Origin of the sequence: Pseudoalteromonas sp. SM9913, from assembly GCF_000184065.1 — a bacterium.
GTDB lineage: Bacteria > Pseudomonadota > Gammaproteobacteria > Enterobacterales > Alteromonadaceae > Pseudoalteromonas > Pseudoalteromonas tetraodonis.
In genome coordinates, this window is sequence record NC_014803.1 from 1,703,509 (window position 1) to 1,720,066 (window position 16,558).

The 16,558-nt window shown below is 40.2% G+C and carries 14 protein-coding genes; 7 read left to right on the plus strand and 7 right to left on the minus strand.

All coding sequences use genetic code 11. The features are described 5' to 3' along the window. Positions 1 to 27: 27 nt before the first annotated feature. From PSM_RS07795 to PSM_RS07805, 3 genes are all read right to left on the minus strand, one after another. Positions 28 to 951, minus strand: a complete 924-nt coding sequence (locus PSM_RS07795) for an acyltransferase family protein (protein ID WP_013464984.1) — start codon at positions 949 to 951, stop codon at positions 28 to 30. 342 nt (positions 952 to 1,293) lie between these two features. After that, a complete protein-coding gene (locus tag PSM_RS07800; protein WP_013464985.1) occupies positions 1,294 to 2,220 on the minus strand; it encodes an electron transfer flavoprotein subunit alpha/FixB family protein in 927 nt (308 codons plus the stop codon). Beyond that, positions 2,221 to 2,970: an electron transfer flavoprotein subunit beta/FixA family protein gene (locus PSM_RS07805; protein WP_013464986.1), complete on the minus strand. Its 750-nt coding sequence runs from the start codon at positions 2,968 to 2,970 to the stop codon at positions 2,221 to 2,223. 219 nt (positions 2,971 to 3,189) lie between these two features. On the opposite strand from PSM_RS07805, the gene PSM_RS07810 reads away from it, so the two are divergent. The 5 genes from PSM_RS07810 to PSM_RS07830 all read left to right on the plus strand — a co-directional run bounded on the left by PSM_RS07810 (position 3,190) and on the right by PSM_RS07830 (position 8,953). Beyond that, complete coding sequence (locus PSM_RS07810; RefSeq protein WP_013464987.1) at positions 3,190 to 4,836, plus strand: electron transfer flavoprotein-ubiquinone oxidoreductase; 1,647 nt, start codon at positions 3,190 to 3,192, stop codon at positions 4,834 to 4,836. Positions 4,837 to 4,937: 101 nt separating this feature from the next. Next, positions 4,938 to 5,402 carry an acyl-CoA thioesterase gene (locus PSM_RS07815; protein ID WP_013464988.1) on the plus strand — a complete coding sequence of 155 codons (465 nt, stop codon included), beginning with the start codon at positions 4,938 to 4,940 and terminating at the stop codon, positions 5,400 to 5,402. Positions 5,403 to 5,652: 250 nt separating this feature from the next. Beyond that, positions 5,653 to 6,222 carry an outer membrane beta-barrel protein gene (locus PSM_RS07820; RefSeq protein ID WP_013464990.1) on the plus strand — a complete coding sequence of 190 codons (570 nt, stop codon included), beginning with the start codon at positions 5,653 to 5,655 and terminating at the stop codon, positions 6,220 to 6,222. 172 nt (positions 6,223 to 6,394) lie between these two features. Beyond that, positions 6,395 to 7,099: a tRNA (N6-threonylcarbamoyladenosine(37)-N6)-methyltransferase TrmO gene (tsaA, locus tag PSM_RS07825; RefSeq protein WP_013464991.1), complete on the plus strand. Its 705-nt coding sequence runs from the start codon at positions 6,395 to 6,397 to the stop codon at positions 7,097 to 7,099. 129 nt (positions 7,100 to 7,228) lie between these two features. After that, a complete protein-coding gene (locus PSM_RS07830) occupies positions 7,229 to 8,953 on the plus strand; it encodes a proline--tRNA ligase (protein ID WP_013464992.1) in 1,725 nt (574 codons plus the stop codon). Positions 8,954 to 9,115: 162 nt separating this feature from the next. On the opposite strand, the gene PSM_RS07835 is transcribed toward PSM_RS07830, so the two are convergent. From PSM_RS07835 to PSM_RS07845, 3 genes are read right to left on the minus strand one after another with little or no spacing between them, the layout of a single operon-like run. Next, complete coding sequence (locus PSM_RS07835) at positions 9,116 to 10,324, minus strand: ABC transporter permease (protein ID WP_013464993.1); 1,209 nt, start codon at positions 10,322 to 10,324, stop codon at positions 9,116 to 9,118. Then, on the minus strand, positions 10,317 to 11,105 hold the full coding sequence (locus PSM_RS07840) for an ABC transporter ATP-binding protein (protein ID WP_013464994.1): 789 nt from the start codon (positions 11,103 to 11,105) through the stop codon (positions 10,317 to 10,319). Before PSM_RS07840 ends, PSM_RS07835 begins: the two co-directional genes overlap by 8 nt. After that, complete coding sequence (locus PSM_RS07845; RefSeq protein ID WP_013464995.1) at positions 11,102 to 11,914, minus strand: DUF3025 domain-containing protein; 813 nt, start codon at positions 11,912 to 11,914, stop codon at positions 11,102 to 11,104. Before PSM_RS07845 ends, PSM_RS07840 begins: the two co-directional genes overlap by 4 nt. A 107-nt stretch (positions 11,915 to 12,021) precedes the next feature. Here PSM_RS07845 and PSM_RS07850 point away from each other — a divergent pair, with 107 nt between their 5' ends. Both PSM_RS07850 and PSM_RS07855 read left to right on the plus strand, forming a co-directional pair. Continuing rightward, positions 12,022 to 13,650 (plus strand): M28 family metallopeptidase, encoded by a 1,629-nt coding sequence (locus PSM_RS07850; RefSeq protein WP_013464996.1) that lies wholly within the window; start codon positions 12,022 to 12,024, stop codon positions 13,648 to 13,650. 85 nt (positions 13,651 to 13,735) lie between these two features. Next, the gene (locus tag PSM_RS07855) at positions 13,736 to 14,905 is read left to right on the plus strand and encodes a putative manganese transporter (RefSeq protein ID WP_013464997.1); all 1,170 of its coding nucleotides are present in this window, start codon (positions 13,736 to 13,738) and stop codon (positions 14,903 to 14,905) included. An 80-nt stretch (positions 14,906 to 14,985) separates the two neighbouring features. Here PSM_RS07855 and PSM_RS07860 read toward each other — a convergent pair whose 3' ends face one another. Beyond that, positions 14,986 to 16,554 (minus strand): dihydrolipoyllysine-residue acetyltransferase, encoded by a 1,569-nt coding sequence (locus PSM_RS07860; protein WP_013464998.1) that lies wholly within the window; start codon positions 16,552 to 16,554, stop codon positions 14,986 to 14,988. Positions 16,555 to 16,558: the final 4 nt, after the last annotated feature.

The window sequence follows — 16,558 nt, forward strand, 5'->3', positions numbered from 1 at the left end:
CCAACCTAAGGGTTGGTTTTTATTGTCCTAAATCTTTATAAATATCTTTCGCTTATAAAGCATATTTGAAATTAACCAAAAGCCAATAACATGTAATAAAGCAAAGGTGAACGATGCCAATTTAGCACTCATAACTAAAGCGAGTTGCTCATACATCCAATCCCCCAAGTTTAGCTCGCCAATATTAACCAGTGAATAGCTCAGTACCCACACACCCGATAACACATAAATAAACAACGGATTCGAGCCATATACAATTAATGGATTAACAAGACGTTCGGGTTTTACTATGTCGCAAAGCCACACAAAAAAGGCCAGTACAATACAGGCAATCCCTGAGGTGTAAATAACAAAGGTGCTGGTCCAAAGCGATTTATTAATTGGCATAATCAGCGAGCCTAATTGCCCTAAAGCGATACCAACAACCCCAATGACCAACAAACGCTTAATACTTGTCCATTGACTGCTAGAGCTGGTAAGTAAACGGGTAACCTCAAAGCCAAATAAAACACTTACTACACTTGGTAAGGTGCTCAAAAGCCCTTCTGGATCAAACGCTAATCCTTTACCTTGCCACAAATGCGATTCACCTAATACCGCTATATCAACCGTTCTAACTAAGTTATTCTCTAGTGTATACGCATTATTAGGACCAACACTTAAAAGCAGTAACCAATATGCAATTAAAATAACAACCGATAAGCTGATCACCCCTCGCCTGTTGAGTAACAATACACAGATAGACGCTAAAATATAGGCAATGCCTATTCGCTGTAATACGCCCAGTATTCTTAAGTTTTCAATGCTCGTGGTAAAGGGATACATATTTAACGCTAAGCCAATAGCAAAAATAATTGCTCCTCGTTTTATCAGCCGTAACACTTGGCTTGCATTAGCTGTGCTGTTGGTTTTTTTAAATGAAAAAAACATCGCAGAGCCAATAATAAACATGAAAACGGAAAAATTACATCCGTTGGTGTACACCCATGCCAATCGGCATGAAGTAAAGGGGCATACACGTGGGACCACGAACCCGGTGTATTTACCAGTATCATTAATGCGATGGTTAACCCTCGCATAGCATCAAGCGCTTTATACCTTGTCATTTTGGCTCCTATTTAATAATTTGTATGACTACAAATGACAACGCTGTCACTTTGTTATAAAAAAAAGCCAAGCGCAAGTAATTTAGATAAGTGGCGTTATTGAATTAAAAAAGCCGCAGAATCAAGAATGAAACGGCGGCTTTAAATCAGAATATTTAACTTTATATAATGCTGTGGTTATTAAACTTTATAAAGCTTGTTCAAGTTCAGGTAATACATCAAATAAATCAGCAACTAAACCGTAATCAGCCACTTGGAAAATAGGCGCATCTGGGTCTTTATTAATGGCCACAATAATTTTTGAGTCTTTCATGCCTGCTAAATGCTGAATGGCACCACTTATACCTACGGCAATATATAAATTAGGCGCTACAATTTTACCTGTTTGACCTACCTGCATGTCGTTAGGAACAAAGCCTGCGTCAACCGCTGCACGTGAAGCGCCAATTGCAGCTCCCAGTTTATCGGCAATACCATTAAGTAGCGCAAAGTTTTCACCATTTTGCATGCCTCGACCACCTGAAATAACCACATCAGCTGCGGTGAGCTCTGGGCGTTCAGATTCAGTTTGCTCAACACTTACAAAGCTACTTAACTGTGAATCAGAGACCGTATCTAAGGTTGTGACATTAGCTGGTGCTTGTTCGCCTTGTAAATCAAAGCTACTTGCACGCACGGTGATCACTTTTTTATTATCGAGTGATTTAACCGTTGCTATGGCATTTCCCGCATAGATTGGGCGTTTAAACGTGTCTGCGTCAATAACATCAATAATTTCTGAAATTTGTGCAACATCTAATAATGCGGCAACACGCGGCATAAAGTTTTTACCTGTCGTTGTGGCACTTGCCACAATATGGCTGTAGTTATCTGCAAGTGATAACACTAAATCTGTCATGCTCTCAGCGAGTTGATGTTCGTACACCGCGTTATCTGCAAGTAATACACTTGCAACACCCTCAATGCTCGCAAGTGACTCACTCATCGCACCTAAATTTATGCCAGCTAACAATACATCGACATCAAGACCTAATTTTTTAGCGGCATTAATGGTTTTTGAGGTTTCTGGTTTTAAGGCACCGTTATCGTGCTCTGCAATTACAAGAGTTTTCATTTAAATCACCTTTGCCTCTGTTTTAAGTTTTTCTACAAGCTGTGCAACGTCTTCAACAATAATGCCGCCGCTGCGTTTTGCTGGTTCTTCTACACGAACGACTTCAATACGCGGTGTTAAATCGACACCTAACGAATCAGCCGCAATAACTTCTAGCGGTTTACGTTTAGCTTTCATAATATTAGGTAGCGACGCATAACGAGGCTCGTTTAAACGTAAATCGGTGGTTACAATCGCGGGTAAATTAAGTGCAACAGTTTGCAAACCGCCATCAACTTCGCGGGTTACATTCACTTTGCCATTTTCAATAACAACTTTTGAAGCAAATGTACCTTGGCCGCGATTAGTTAATGCTGCTAGCATTTGGCCCGTTTGATTATTATCAGAATCGATAGATTGCTTGCCTAAAATAACCAGCTCAGGAGATTCTTGCTCAACCACTTTAGCAAGTAACTTTGCAATATGGAGAGATTCTAGGTTTTGCTCGGTTTCAACATGAATCGCTTTATCAGCGCCAAGGGCAAGTGCTGTGCGTAATTGCTCTTGTGATGCTTTAGCGCCAATAGTCACAACAACTACTTCGCTTGCAGTACCCGCTTCTTTTAAACGAATTGCTTCTTCTACCGCAATTTCACAAAATGGGTTCATTGCCATTTTTACGTTTGTTAAATCAACACCGCTGTTATCAGGTTTAACGCGAGCTTTTACGTTGTAATCAATCACTCTTTTTATTGGTACGAGAACTTTCATAGGGACTCCATAATTATTTAAACCTATAAGCTAACGTATACGTCAACCTATTTATTTTATGAAATCAGACTACTTCCTGTTGACGTAAACGTCAACCTAAAATAACCTTAAACTATTCACAACCTGTAACGTTTAATTTGCATCACAAAATAACAGGTTGCTTAGCTTACTTTTTGCCTACAGGGCAAAAGTGAGTCCGTCATAGATAAAGAGGTTATTATGATTGAACGCGAAACCATGGAATTTGATGTTGTTGTTGTAGGGGCAGGCCCTGCTGGGCTTTCAACAGCAATTAAACTCGCACAGCAAGCACAAGAAAAACAACAAGAGTGCATGATTTGTGTGGTTGAAAAAGGCTCTGAAGTGGGCGCGCATGTATTATCGGGTGCTGTTTTTGAAACCAAAGCATTGGATGAGCTACTGCCAAACTGGCAAGAATTGGGCGCGCCTGTTACGACTAAAGTCCAAAGCGATGAAATTTATTGGTTTAATAACGGACAAAAAGCAACCTCTATCCCTCATTTTGCAACCCCAAACACATTTCATAATAACGGTAACTACATTGTTTCTATGGGGAATGTATGTCGTTGGCTTGCTGAACAAGCAGAAAGCTTAGGCGTTGAAATTTTTCCAGGCTTTAGTGCTCATTCACTTATTATTGAAGATGATGTTGTTAAAGGCATTATTACCGGTGATATGGGGCTGGATAAAAACGGCGACGAAAAAGACGGTTACATGCCGGGTATGGAGTTACGTGCTAAATACACGGTATTTGCTGAGGGCTGTCGCGGCCATTTAGGTAAGCAACTGATCAATCAGTTTGCTTTAGACGATGAAAGCTCGCCACAGCATTACGGTTTAGGCTTTAAAGAAATTTGGCAAGTGGATGAATCTAAACACCAGCTTGGTAAAGTAGTTCACGGAACCGGTTGGCCATTGAGTGGCGATACTGGCGGTGGTGCTTTTATGTATCATAGCGAAAACAACCAAGTGGTGGTTGGTTTAATTGTTGATTTAAATTATTCAAATCCACATTTAAGCCCATTTGATGAGTTTCAGCGCTTAAAACACCACCCGGTATTTAAAAACACCCTCGAAGGGGGTGAGCGTATTGCTTATGGTGCGCGCGCCATTGCCAAAGGCGGTTTACACTCTTTGCCTAAAATGCATTTCCCGGGTGGCTTGTTAGTGGGCTGTGATGCAGGCACGCTTAATTTTGCAAAAATTAAAGGTAATCATACGGCTATGAAGTCAGGCATGATAGCCGCTGAGGTCATTTTTAATGCGCTACAAAACAATTTAGCTAACACTGATTTAACCCAGTACACTGCTGAGTTTAAAAAATCATGGGCGTATAAAGAGCTGTATCAATCTTGTAACTTTGGCCCTGCAATGCATACATTAGGTAAATTTGCAGGCGGTGCATACAACACCCTTGATCAAAACATATTTAAGGGTGCCCTACCGTTTAGTTTTAAAGATAACGTACCCGATCACGCCACTTTAAAAGACGCTGATCAAGCTGAAAAGATTGCCTATCCGAAGCCTGATGGCAAACTCAGCTTTGATAAGCTTTCTTCGGTATTTTTATCAAACACTAATCATGAAGAATCGCAGCCGTGTCATTTAAAACTCAAAGATGCATCAATTCCGATTAAGGTAAATTTAGTTAAATTTGATGAACCTGCACAGCGATACTGCCCTGCCGGCGTTTATGAAGTACAAGAAGTCGAAGGCGAGCAAGCCTTTGTGATCAATGCGCAAAACTGTGTGCATTGTAAAACCTGTGATATTAAAGATCCAAGCCAAAATATCACCTGGGTCACTCCTGAAGGTGCTGGCGGTCCTAACTACCCCAATATGTAACAACCTTTCTAAAGAAATTATAAACTTATCCTAAATTGCAGGGGCTTCGGCCCCTTTTTTGCGCTATGCTGTTAAGTAATATGAATAAATGAGAGTGTGTTATGGCGTCGTCGAATGTAATTTTTCGTTTTTTAGCAGAGCCTACCGATGTAAATTTTGGTGGAAAGGTGCATGGTGGTGTGGTCATGAAGTGGATTGACCAAGCAGGCTATGCCTGTGCTGCAGGTTGGAGCGGTCATTACTGCGTAACCGTATCGGTTGCGGGCGTTAAGTTTAGCCGTCCTATTTTGGTTGGCCAAATTGTTGAAGTGGAAGCCAAAATTGCACACACTGGTAAAACCAGTATGCAAATTTTCATTCAAGTACGCTGTGGCGACCCTAAAACCCAAAACTTAGTTGAAACTAATCATTGTGTAATAAGTTTTGTTGCTATGGATGAGACGGGTTACCCTGTTGCCGTTCCTGAATTCACATCTGTTACTGACGAAGATAAAAAGCTAGAAAATTACGCCATTAAAATGAAACAAATAGCGATAGAAACAGAAAACTTACTTTATCAAGTCTAATTCGGTACCTTTTGCAGGTATGTATAAACTACAACAAGCTGTAAATTCTACAATTTTTATTTTTTTACAAATTAACAGTACGCTTAACAGTTGAATGTTTTGCGTACTAAAACCACCAAAAAAGTTCAATAAACACACTTTAAGAGCAAATATTAAACAAAAAAATTATTGGCATGTTCACTGCAATTAGTAAATCGACGTTTGATGAATCTATCGAACATTAGATTTTATTTTTTAAAGGAGCTATACAATGATTAAAACACTTTCTCTTTCTGCACTTGCTTTAGCAACACTGGGTTTTAATTCAGCAGCACAGGCTGATGTTACCGACATGGACTCTCCACGTATTTATACGGGTATTGGTTACGGCCAATATTCATTTCAGTTTGAAGATAGCGAAAACGACACCGATTTCGATGACGACGCGCAAATGTTAAAAGGTTATATCGGCACTCAATTTAATGAACATTTAAGCCTTGAACTTGCCTATCAAAATTTTGATGAAGTGAGTGACATAGACAGTAAAGCAGAAATTGATGGGGTATCACTAGCAGCGCGTTTTGCAGCGCCAATCACTGAAGATTTTTCTGTTTATGCAAAAGGCGGTTGGTTTGAATGGGATGCTGATTTAACTCAAGAACTACCAGTAGGCAGCGTTAGCGTATCACAAGACGGTGGTGACGTATTTTATGGTGCAGGTATTGAATATGCTTTCACAACCAATATGCAAGTGCGTTTAGAGTATGAGCGTTACGAATTAGATGATGATATTGATCCAGAAATGGACGTTGCGTCAGTATCTTTCCAATATATGTTTTAATAACAACTCAATAGTTGCAATGTAAGGGTAAGGCTAGGTTTAGCCTTGCCCTTTTTTATTCCACATTTAAACCAATCAGTCTAAACTCTCTTTATGCTGATTATATTAAGCTAATGCCACCAATGGTAATTACAGGTAGAATACCCCCCTATTTTATTTGTTAGCGAGCATTATGAGCGATTATCAGATTTCGGCTATTGGCCATATTCAATCACCGTATAAACAAAAGTTTGCCATTCCTAGACAACCTCGATTAGTGCCAGAAGCAAAAGCTAAACTTATTTTTGCTCCAGATTTTAATCGTGAAGAATTTGTTCGTGGTTTAGATGAATTTAGCCACATTTGGCTGTTATTTCGTTTTCATGAAACCGCGGATAAAGGCTATTCAGCAATGGTGCGCCCGCCGCGCCTTGGTGGCAATGAACGTAAAGGCGTTTTTGCCACACGCGCTACATTCAGACCTAACGCTATAGGGATGAGTGCTGTTAAGTTAGAGGGAATTGAATACAAAAATGGGCAGTTAGCGTTATTGCTCGCCGGTATTGATTTACTTGATGGTACACCTATTGTTGATATTAAGCCTTATTTGCCCTATTCAGACGCTTTACCTGATGCAAGCGCTGGATTTGCCGATACGCGTCCAGAAACTCAAATGAGTGTTGAATTTAGTGAGCAAGCTTTGGAATTTATAAATAAACAAAGCCACTATCCTGAGCTACAAGCATTTATCAGCAATGTGCTAAAACAAGATCCTCGCCCAGCGTATAAAAAGCAAAAACAAGGCATGCAAAGTTATGGTATGAATTTGTATGAATACAACATTACCTGGCAAGTGACTGACTCTCATCATCTGGTTACTCATATAGAGCCCAGTTAAACTAACTTTAAAACCCTGCTATGGCTATAAAATGCGATAAAAAATCACTTAGCGCTTTAGTGTCAATGCATCCGCTGGTAAACTGAGCGCCTTAATTAAAAGAACATATTACTCTATTTCGGAAAAAACATGCGTACTAGTCAATATATACTCGCTACACTTAAAGAAACGCCATCAGATGCGGAAATTGTATCGCATCAATTAATGCTTAGAGCCGGAATGATCCGTCGCGTCGCTTCGGGTTTATACACTTGGCTACCCTCTGGTTTACGTGTGCTTAGAAAAGTAGAAAACATTGTACGCGAAGAAATGGATAAAGCAGGCGCAATTGAAATGCTAATGCCAGTAATTCAACCGGCTGACTTATGGGAAGAATCGGGCCGCTGGAGTGAGTTTGGTCCAGAGCTTATGCGCTTTACCGATCGTCACAATCGTGAATTTGCTATGGGTCCTACCCATGAAGAAGTGATCACCGATTTTGTCCGCAAAGAAATTAACAGCTACAAGCAACTGCCTATTACTTTGTACCAAGTACAAACTAAAGTACGTGACGAACGTCGTCCGCGCTTTGGTGTTATGCGTGCTCGTGAATTTACTATGAAAGATGCCTACTCATTCCATTTAACCGATGAATGTTTAGATGCAACTTATCAAGTTATGCACAAAGCCTACTGTAATATTTTTGAACGTTTAGGCCTTGATTTCCGCCCTGTTATTGCTGATACCGGCTCTATAGGCGGTAGTGTATCGCATGAGTTTCACGTACTTGCTGAATCTGGCGAAGACGCTATTGCCTTTAGTGATGCTAGTGACTACGCCGCTAATATTGAAAAAGCAGAAGCGCTAGCGCCAACTGAATCGCGCCCACAAGCAAGCAAAGAGCTAAAAGCATTCCCAACGCCTGATGCTAAAACAATTAATGAGCTGAAAAAACACTATGGTGTAAAACCACATCGCGGTGTTAAAACACTGATTGTTTATGGCGCCCCTGATGAAGACGGAAAACGTGGCTTAGTTGCACTAGTACTGCGTGGCGATCACGAGCTTAATGAACTTAAAGCTGAAAAACACCCACTGGTTGCTGCACCATTAGAAATGGCAACCGAGGCAGATATTGTGGCTGCCATTGGCGCAAAACCGGGTTCTTTAGGCCCTGTTGGCTTAAACATGCCAATTATTGTTGATAGAACCGCGAATGTAATGGCTGATTTTGTAGCTGGTGCCAACAAAGACGATGAGCACTTTAGTGGTATTAACTGGGATCGCGACGTAACAGACTACGAGGTTGCTGATATCCGTAATATTGTTGAGGGCGATCCTAGCCCGTGTGGTCAAGGCACGTTGCAAATTAAGCGCGGTATTGAAGTTGGTCATATTTTCCAACTAGGTACTAAGTACTCAGAAGCAATGAAAGCAGGTGTATTAAGCGAATCGGGTAAAAACCAAACAATGACTATGGGTTGTTATGGTATTGGTGTATCGCGCGTAGTTGCCGCTGCCATTGAGCAAAATAATGACCAATACGGTATTACCTGGCCTAAAGCCATCGCCCCTTTCGATTTAGCAATTGTGCCAATGAATATGCATAAATCGCATCGCATCCCTGATATTGCTAATAATCTATATCAAGGTTTGAAAGATGCAGGTTTAGATGTGCTATTTGATGACCGTAAAGAGCGCCCTGGTGTTATGTTTAACGACATGGAATTACTCGGTGTACCTTACACACTTGTAATTGGTGAGCGTAACCTTGATGAAAACAAGGTAGAACTTAAAAACCGCCGCACTGGTGAAAAGCTAATGATAGATATTGATAGCGCGATTGAAACAATCAAAAATCAATTTAATGCATAAGCTTAAAATTAATTAAAAAACCGCTGTATGGTTTTTTCTATACAGCGGTTTTTATTTAATTTCTGTAAGCCAAGCTCGATTTTTTAAGTACTCATTTCAGCACTAAAACCTAGTAATAATTAATAAAAAAGGTCGCTCTGCGACCTTTTTTATACTTATGAATTATCTAAACAACACATCTTCACGATTAAACCATTTCACACAAAATGCCAGGAGTGCCCCAGCGATGATTGCTGTTGCTAGGAATATCAATCCCACTAGCGTGTAATCAACGGTGCCTTTAACAATTTCTTTAATCGCTAAGGCGACGTTAGTCACGGGAATAAACGCCGTTTTAGAAGTCAGTTCCATGTTAGGCATTATTGAAATAATAATCGGGAAAAACACGACCATGCTTAATGGCGTCATGTAATTTTGCGCTTCTTTAAACGAGCGTGCATAGATTGATATTGCCAGAGCTAATGCAGAAAAGGTTGCAGCTATAGGCAATAATAAGACAAAAATCATTAGTAAGTCTGTGATAGCCAATGTACTAAAAGCGGCTTTAATAAATTCAAGATCAGCAAAAGCCAGCGCTAAGGCTATCCAACACCCCATACTAATTACGGTTATAGTGGTTGATGCAATTGACGTGGTTAGTAGAGTAATGAATTTACCCAATACTAGCTCGGTACGAGTAATAGGTGTAAGTAATAAGGTTTCTAAGGTACCTCGTTCTTTTTCACCGGCCCCTAAATCAATAGCAGGATACGTTGCGCCTACCAGTACTAACGGAATAAGTAGATAAGGTAAAAACCCACCCACTTTTTCACCTAGGTTTTCACGCTTATCGGCAGTGTCTACTTTAACTACATTAACTGGCTTTAAAATAGATTCTTGTGCGCTTTTATCTATACCAAAGCTCAATAATTTACTTTCTTGTAAAGTATCGCTGTACTCTTTAGCAAGCTCTTTGACACGCTCAAATAAGAAGTTAATTGATTTTGAATCATTAAATACAACTTGCCATTCGCTTTGCTTTTGCTCATTTAATGTTTGCACTGCATCACTTGGCAGGTATATTCCCATGTCGATATCGCCGGCGTTTACACCAGCTTTTAGCTCCTCAATACTGTTGAAGGTTTTATCACCTTTATATAACTCAAAGCTTTTGTGATAAAACACTTTATCAGTAAATTCTGGTGCATAGTCGCCATTGATAATCACATAGGTATTTACTTTTTGTTCAGCATCAAGCGCAGCTTGCGAGGATATAAACGCAACCACAGCAAATAACAACGGGAAAACCACAATAGGAAATACCACCACGAACAATAAGGTTTTTTTATCGCGTAGTAGCTCTGTTAATTCCTTTTTAAATACTTCAAACATCATGTTTCTCCGTTAATATGTTCATAAACGCTTGATTTAATTCTTCACTGTTGCCTGCCTGTTTAAATTCAGCAAGCGTGCCATCAAAACAACTAACGCCTTCATTAATTACCGCAACGCGGTCACATAAAAGTGCTACTTCATCTAAATGATGCGTAGAAAAAATAACAGGAATACCTTGTGCTTTTAAGCCTTTAATAAAGTTGATCACCGTTTGGGTGGTCATAATATCGAGGCCGGTAGTTGGCTCATCGAGAATAACAACGTCTGGGTGGTGTACCACAGCACGCGCTATATTGGCTTTTTGCTTCATGCCGGTTGATAGGTTCTCAGCGCGTTTATCAATAAATTTATGCATATCAAGTAAGGTAAATAATTCTTCACAGCGTGCCTTAATAGCCTGCTTGCTCATGCCGTGCAGTTTTGCAAAGTACTCTATGTTTTCTTTTACCGTTAAACGACCATATAAACCAGTAGAGCCAGATAAAAAACCAATACACTTGCGCCCAATGAGTGGCTTTTTAATTATGTCGTTTCCTGCAATAGTAATACTGCCATCATCCGGTTTTAAAGCGGTAGAGATCATTCTTAACGTCGTGGTTTTGCCCGCGCCATTCGGTCCTAATAGCCCTAGTACTTCGCCTTTTGCACAGCTAAAGCTGACATTTTTAACCGAGTGAAAATAATCTTTATCTTCACGGGGGTCTATATCATCTATTTTATTTTTTTTATGATCTTTAGTGAGCTTAAACTTCTTTTTAAGCGCGGTAACTTCTATCATTTTCGTGTCCTTCGTTTCGGTCTAAAATAGTCCGTGTTATCGTAAAATGATGGATTGTTATTCTCATCAAACCAACCAGGAACACCTAATAAAGGTAAAGGTGAAAGCTGTTTGTTATCGGCTAAACAATCATCAGTTTTAATCATCTCATAAAGGCGCTGATCTAGGTACTGGTATTGAGTTACTAAATCTTTACAAAATATTTCATCCGGTACATTTACAAATAAGGCTTTGCCAGTCAGTCCAATATAAGGTTTGGTTAACATTTCATAATTAGCATGGCCAAACATGAAAGGCGCAATGGTTTTACCCCACTGTACTTTGTGCTCTACAAATGCAGTCTTCCATTGATGATCTCTTAACCACTCTTTCCACTGTGATTCGCTGACAGCTAGCACAACCCCACACTCGTCAAACAAGGTCAGTGCGTTACGGTGTTTACTTCGTTGTTTTAATCCATGCAACGCTATTTCATCAACATGACGCTGATTAATAAGGGCTTTTGTTTTTGGAAATAAGCACCAAATAAAACCACCAAACAGATCATGCCAGTTTTGTTGTCGGGTGGGCACGTCCCCTGTTTCAAAAATGACTTGTTCATAATAGCGCTCAGCAAAATCAACCTTGGCATCATCGACAAAACGAATTGGCAGATTATTAGCATTGATGGCGTTTAAATACGGGGTAAAGTACGCAGGCTCAGGCCAGTCTGTTTGCTGATCTATTTTAAACAGCTGACGAAGGTGCTCAAATGCACCTCCATTTATACTCGTTACTTGAAATTGTTCTGGGGGAGTAAAACGCTTCATTGTTACCTTTACTGTACATTTTTATCAGCAACAGTTTACCGCAAAAACTGGTTCTAATTAACAGAAGTTCATATACTAATGCCACTTAGAACAAAAAAAGAGCCAATATGAAACGTTATTTTTCTTTGACCCTAATAACAACGGCAATTTTAGCCGGCTGTGCAACAACAAGTATTACATCTGATGATGTCGCTAAAGGCTACAACAGCATTCAAGCGGATGAAATTGCTAAGCATGTAAAAGTGTTAGCTTCTGATGAATTTGGTGGACGTGCTCCTTCATCTGAAGGTGAAAAGCTTACGCTTGATTACTTAACAAAAGAATTTACTGCTTTAGGCTTTGAGCCGGGTAATGGCGACAGCTTTTTCCAAGAAGTGCCGCTTGTATCGTTAGAAGCAGACTCTGATATGGTGCTTAATATTGGCGGTAAAGACTACCAATACAAAAAAGACATGGTTATGGGTAGTAGCCGTATTAGTGCGCAAGAAGGAATTGAAAACTCGGAGCTTGTATTTGTGGGCTACGGTGTTAACGCACCTGAATATAACTGGAATGATTACGAAGGCCTAGATGTTAAAGGTAAAACCGTTGTTATGCTGGTAAACGATCCGGGTTTTGCAACTAAAGATCCTGCTTTATTCACCGGCGATGCAATGACCTATTACGGGCGTTGGACTTACAAATACGAAGAAGCAAGCCGTCAAGGTGCTGCTGGTGCTATTATTATTCATGAAACTGCTCCAGCGTCTTACCCTTGGTCTGTGGTTGAGAACTCATGGAGTGGCGAGCAATTTGGTTTCGTAAAAGAAAACAATAATATGGACCGTGTTGCTGTTGAAGGTTGGGTTACTGTTGATGTTGCAAAAGAGCTTTTTTCTAAAGCAGGCCTTAATTTTGAAACCGCCAAAGCAAACGCTGCCAAAGGTGCTTACCATGTTGATATGGGCGATTTAACAGCCACTGTGAATGTAAAAAACACCATCAAAAAATCGGTATCTTATAACTTCATTGCCACTCTTCCTGGTAGTAAAACACCCGATGAGCATATTATTTACTCTGCGCATTGGGATCATTTAGGAACGGATAAAAATCGTAAAGGCGATCAAATTTATAATGGTGCCCACGATAATGCGACAGGTACAGCCGGTATGATAGAAGTTGCCGAAGCCTTTACCAAACTAGGTAAACGCCCTGACCGTTCAATGACCTTTTTAGCGGTAACCGCTGAAGAGCAAGGTTTATTAGGCTCGAAATATTATGCCGCGAATCCAGTTATTCCAGCTAATAAAACCGTTGCAAATATTAATATGGACAGCTTAAACCTATTAGGTAAAGTAAAAGATATTAGTGTGGTGGGTATTGGTAAATCACAAATGGATGAGCTATTAGCAACTGCGGCCAAAGAGCAAGGCAGAACAGTATCGGGCGACCCTAAACCATCTTCAGGTGGCTACTACCGCTCAGATCACTTTGCCTTTGCTAATATGGGTGTTCCTGCCATGTATGCCGGTGGCGGTACACAAGCGTTTGACGATGAAACTGCAAATTACCGTAAGCGTATGAGCTTAGTACTGCGTGGTTGTTACCATCAACCTTGTGATAGATACCGCGATGAGTGGGATTTATCAGGTGCGGTTCAAGATTTACAATTATTTTATAAAGTAGGTTTTGATATTTCACAACAAACTCAGTGGCCTACGTGGAATGAAAACTCAGAGTTTCAACGTAAAAAGTAACTACTGCGGCAACACTTAAATGATATTGATTATCATTTAATAAAATAGTACAGTGCGATCTCATTCTTTAATTAGGTCGTACTGTATGTTTTTAACATCCCATTTAGGAGTTATTTCGCCAGCTGCAAAACGTGTTTTTCATCAAAATAAACGCCTAATTTTACCTCTGTTAATTTTAGTCTGTTTAGCCCTGCCCGATTTACGCACCATAACAATTACTGCACTCAGTGATGCTTTTTTTCAAGTGAGTGTGTTTGTTGCTGCGACCTTATTTATTTACTACTACGCGATTGATCATTTACCCCAACTAGAGCTTCGTTACCTAAATGCTAAGTCACCGGTATTAGAGGTCAGCTTTGCTGCTTTTTTAGGCATGTTACCAGGCTGTGGTGGCGCGATTATTGTGGTGACTCAATTTACAAAAGGCCAAGCTAGCTTTGGCGCAATTGTGGCTGTATTAACGGCGACTATGGGTGATGCCGCGTTTTTATTATTAGCGACTCGCCCTACCGAGGGTTTAACCATCATGGCAATAGGGTTTGTGGTTGGTTCTGTAACGGGTTTAATCGTCAACACACTTCATAAAACAGGCTACTTATGCCCAACTGATCAAAAGCACACACCACAGATTACCCTTTTACCGACGAAGATAATTACGCTCAGTAAGCCTATTTGGTACATCGCTATTATTCCGGGGTTACTCATTGCCTTTTTACTCGCTTTTAATATTGATTTGAGCCAATTTGGGCAGTACACCACATTCACTGTTACTCATTTTGGCGCATTAATGGCGTTGTTTGTCGTATTTATGTGGGCGTTATCTTCAAAAGGTGAAAGCTATAAAGAAGTAACCTCAGAAGATGATATATGCAGTCCACCTTCAAAACTCACAAAAGTACTGCAAGATACTCATTTTGTAACCGCGTGGGTGGTTGCCTCCTTTATATTATTTGAACTACTGGTAACAGTGTTTGGCCTTGACTTAAAAACATGGTTTTTAAATTATGCTTATATGGCCCCGCTCATAGCGGTATTAATTGGTTTTTTACCTGGCTGTGGCCCGCAAATAATTGTTACCACTTTATATATTCAAGGGGTTATTCCGTTTAGCGCATTAGCGGCCAATGCCATTTCCAACGATGGCGATGCGCTTTTCCCAGCCATTGCCATGACACCTAAAGCGGCTATTATTGCTACAATTTATACCGCCATACCGGCATTAATGGTTGGTTATGGCCTGTATTTTCTGAGCTAAATCAGTCTAGCTTTTATTTATTTAGTTATAAAAAAACCAGCTAGTTGCTGGTTTTTTAATTTATAAATGAATATAAAGACTTAGCGCATAGCCATCATCATTTTAGCTGGCTGCTCTAAGTATTCTTTCCATAAATTATTAAAGCGCGCGATAGTGCCGCCATCAATTACACGGTGATCCCCTGACCAACTTACTTGCATAATTGCACGCGATACCACTTGCCCTTGCTCGTCAAAGCGCGGAAGGTGCTGTAATTTACCTAAGGCAACAATCGCCACTTCTGGCTTATTAATAATTGGTGTAGCTATAGTGCCACCAATTGCACCAATATTAGAAATACTAATAGTACCGCCTTTTAAATCATCTGGTGCTACGCGGCCTTCTCGAGCTGAGTCAGTTAATTGCGTTAAATTATTAGCCACCTCTACAATACTCTTAGTTTGGCAGGCTTTAATATTTGGTACTAATAAGCCCACTTTAGAGTCCACTGCAACCCCAATATTGTGATCATCATAGTAGGTAATTTCACTGCAATCATCATTTACTTTTGAGTTAAGTACCGGGAATTCAGTCATTGCCAAAGATAATGCCTTAATAAAAAACGGCATCATCGTAAGTTTAACGCCCTGTGCTTTATATTGCTCTTTAAGATCAGTTCGAAGTGCAATTAAATCAGTTAGATCAATTTCGTCACTGTAAGTAAAGTGCGGAATCGTTGAAACTGAAGCCACCATTTGTTTTGCCATGGCCGCTTTAATGCCTTTAATTACTTCTGTTCGCGTTCCACCCGCGCTAGTTGCGTGTTCAGTACTAAGAGTGTTTTTACTCTGGGTAGTTTGTGGCTTGTTAAGCTCAGAGGTATCCATGCCAGATGGCACTTCATTTTTTATAAACGCTTCAATATCTTGTTTATAAATACGGCCATTTTTACCACTACCTGGTACGCAGGTTAAATCAACGTCAAGCTCACGCGCTTTACGCCTAACCGCCGGTGATGCAACCGCTTTTTCGTTAACTATTGCAGTTTGCGTTTGCTTAGCAGGTGCGTCTGACGTTGCGTTACTTTGTGCTTTTACAACTGCTTGGTTAACATCAACGTCTTCTTTTGCGACTTGCCCTGCAACCGTCATTTGAAATAATGGGCTATGCACCTTCGCAATTTCACCTTTTTGATAATACAGCTTTTGCACTGTACCGGTGTATTTAGCTGGTATTTGTACTAATGCTTTATCGGTCATTACATCACAAACGGCTTGATCTTCTTCTATTTCATCGCCCTCTGCAACTAACCATTCAACAATTTCACACTCAACAATACCTTCACCAATGTCGGGTAAAATAAAGTCTTCTAAGTGTTCACGAGTACTTGTTGGTGAAGAAGCTGTTTGAGTCTCTTCACTAGGCGCTTCACCGGCAACATCCATTGCAAATAACGGCGCATGTACTTTAGCAATATCGCCTTTTTTACAATGCAGCTTAGTGATCACCCCATCGTGTACCGCTGGAATTTGCACTAAGGCTTTATCTGTCATCACATCACAAATAGGCTGATCTTCTTTTACAGTGTCGCCCTCTTGTACCAGCCATTCGACTACTTCGCATTCAACTATGCCTTCACCAATGTCAGGTAATATAAAATCTTTAGCCATGGAA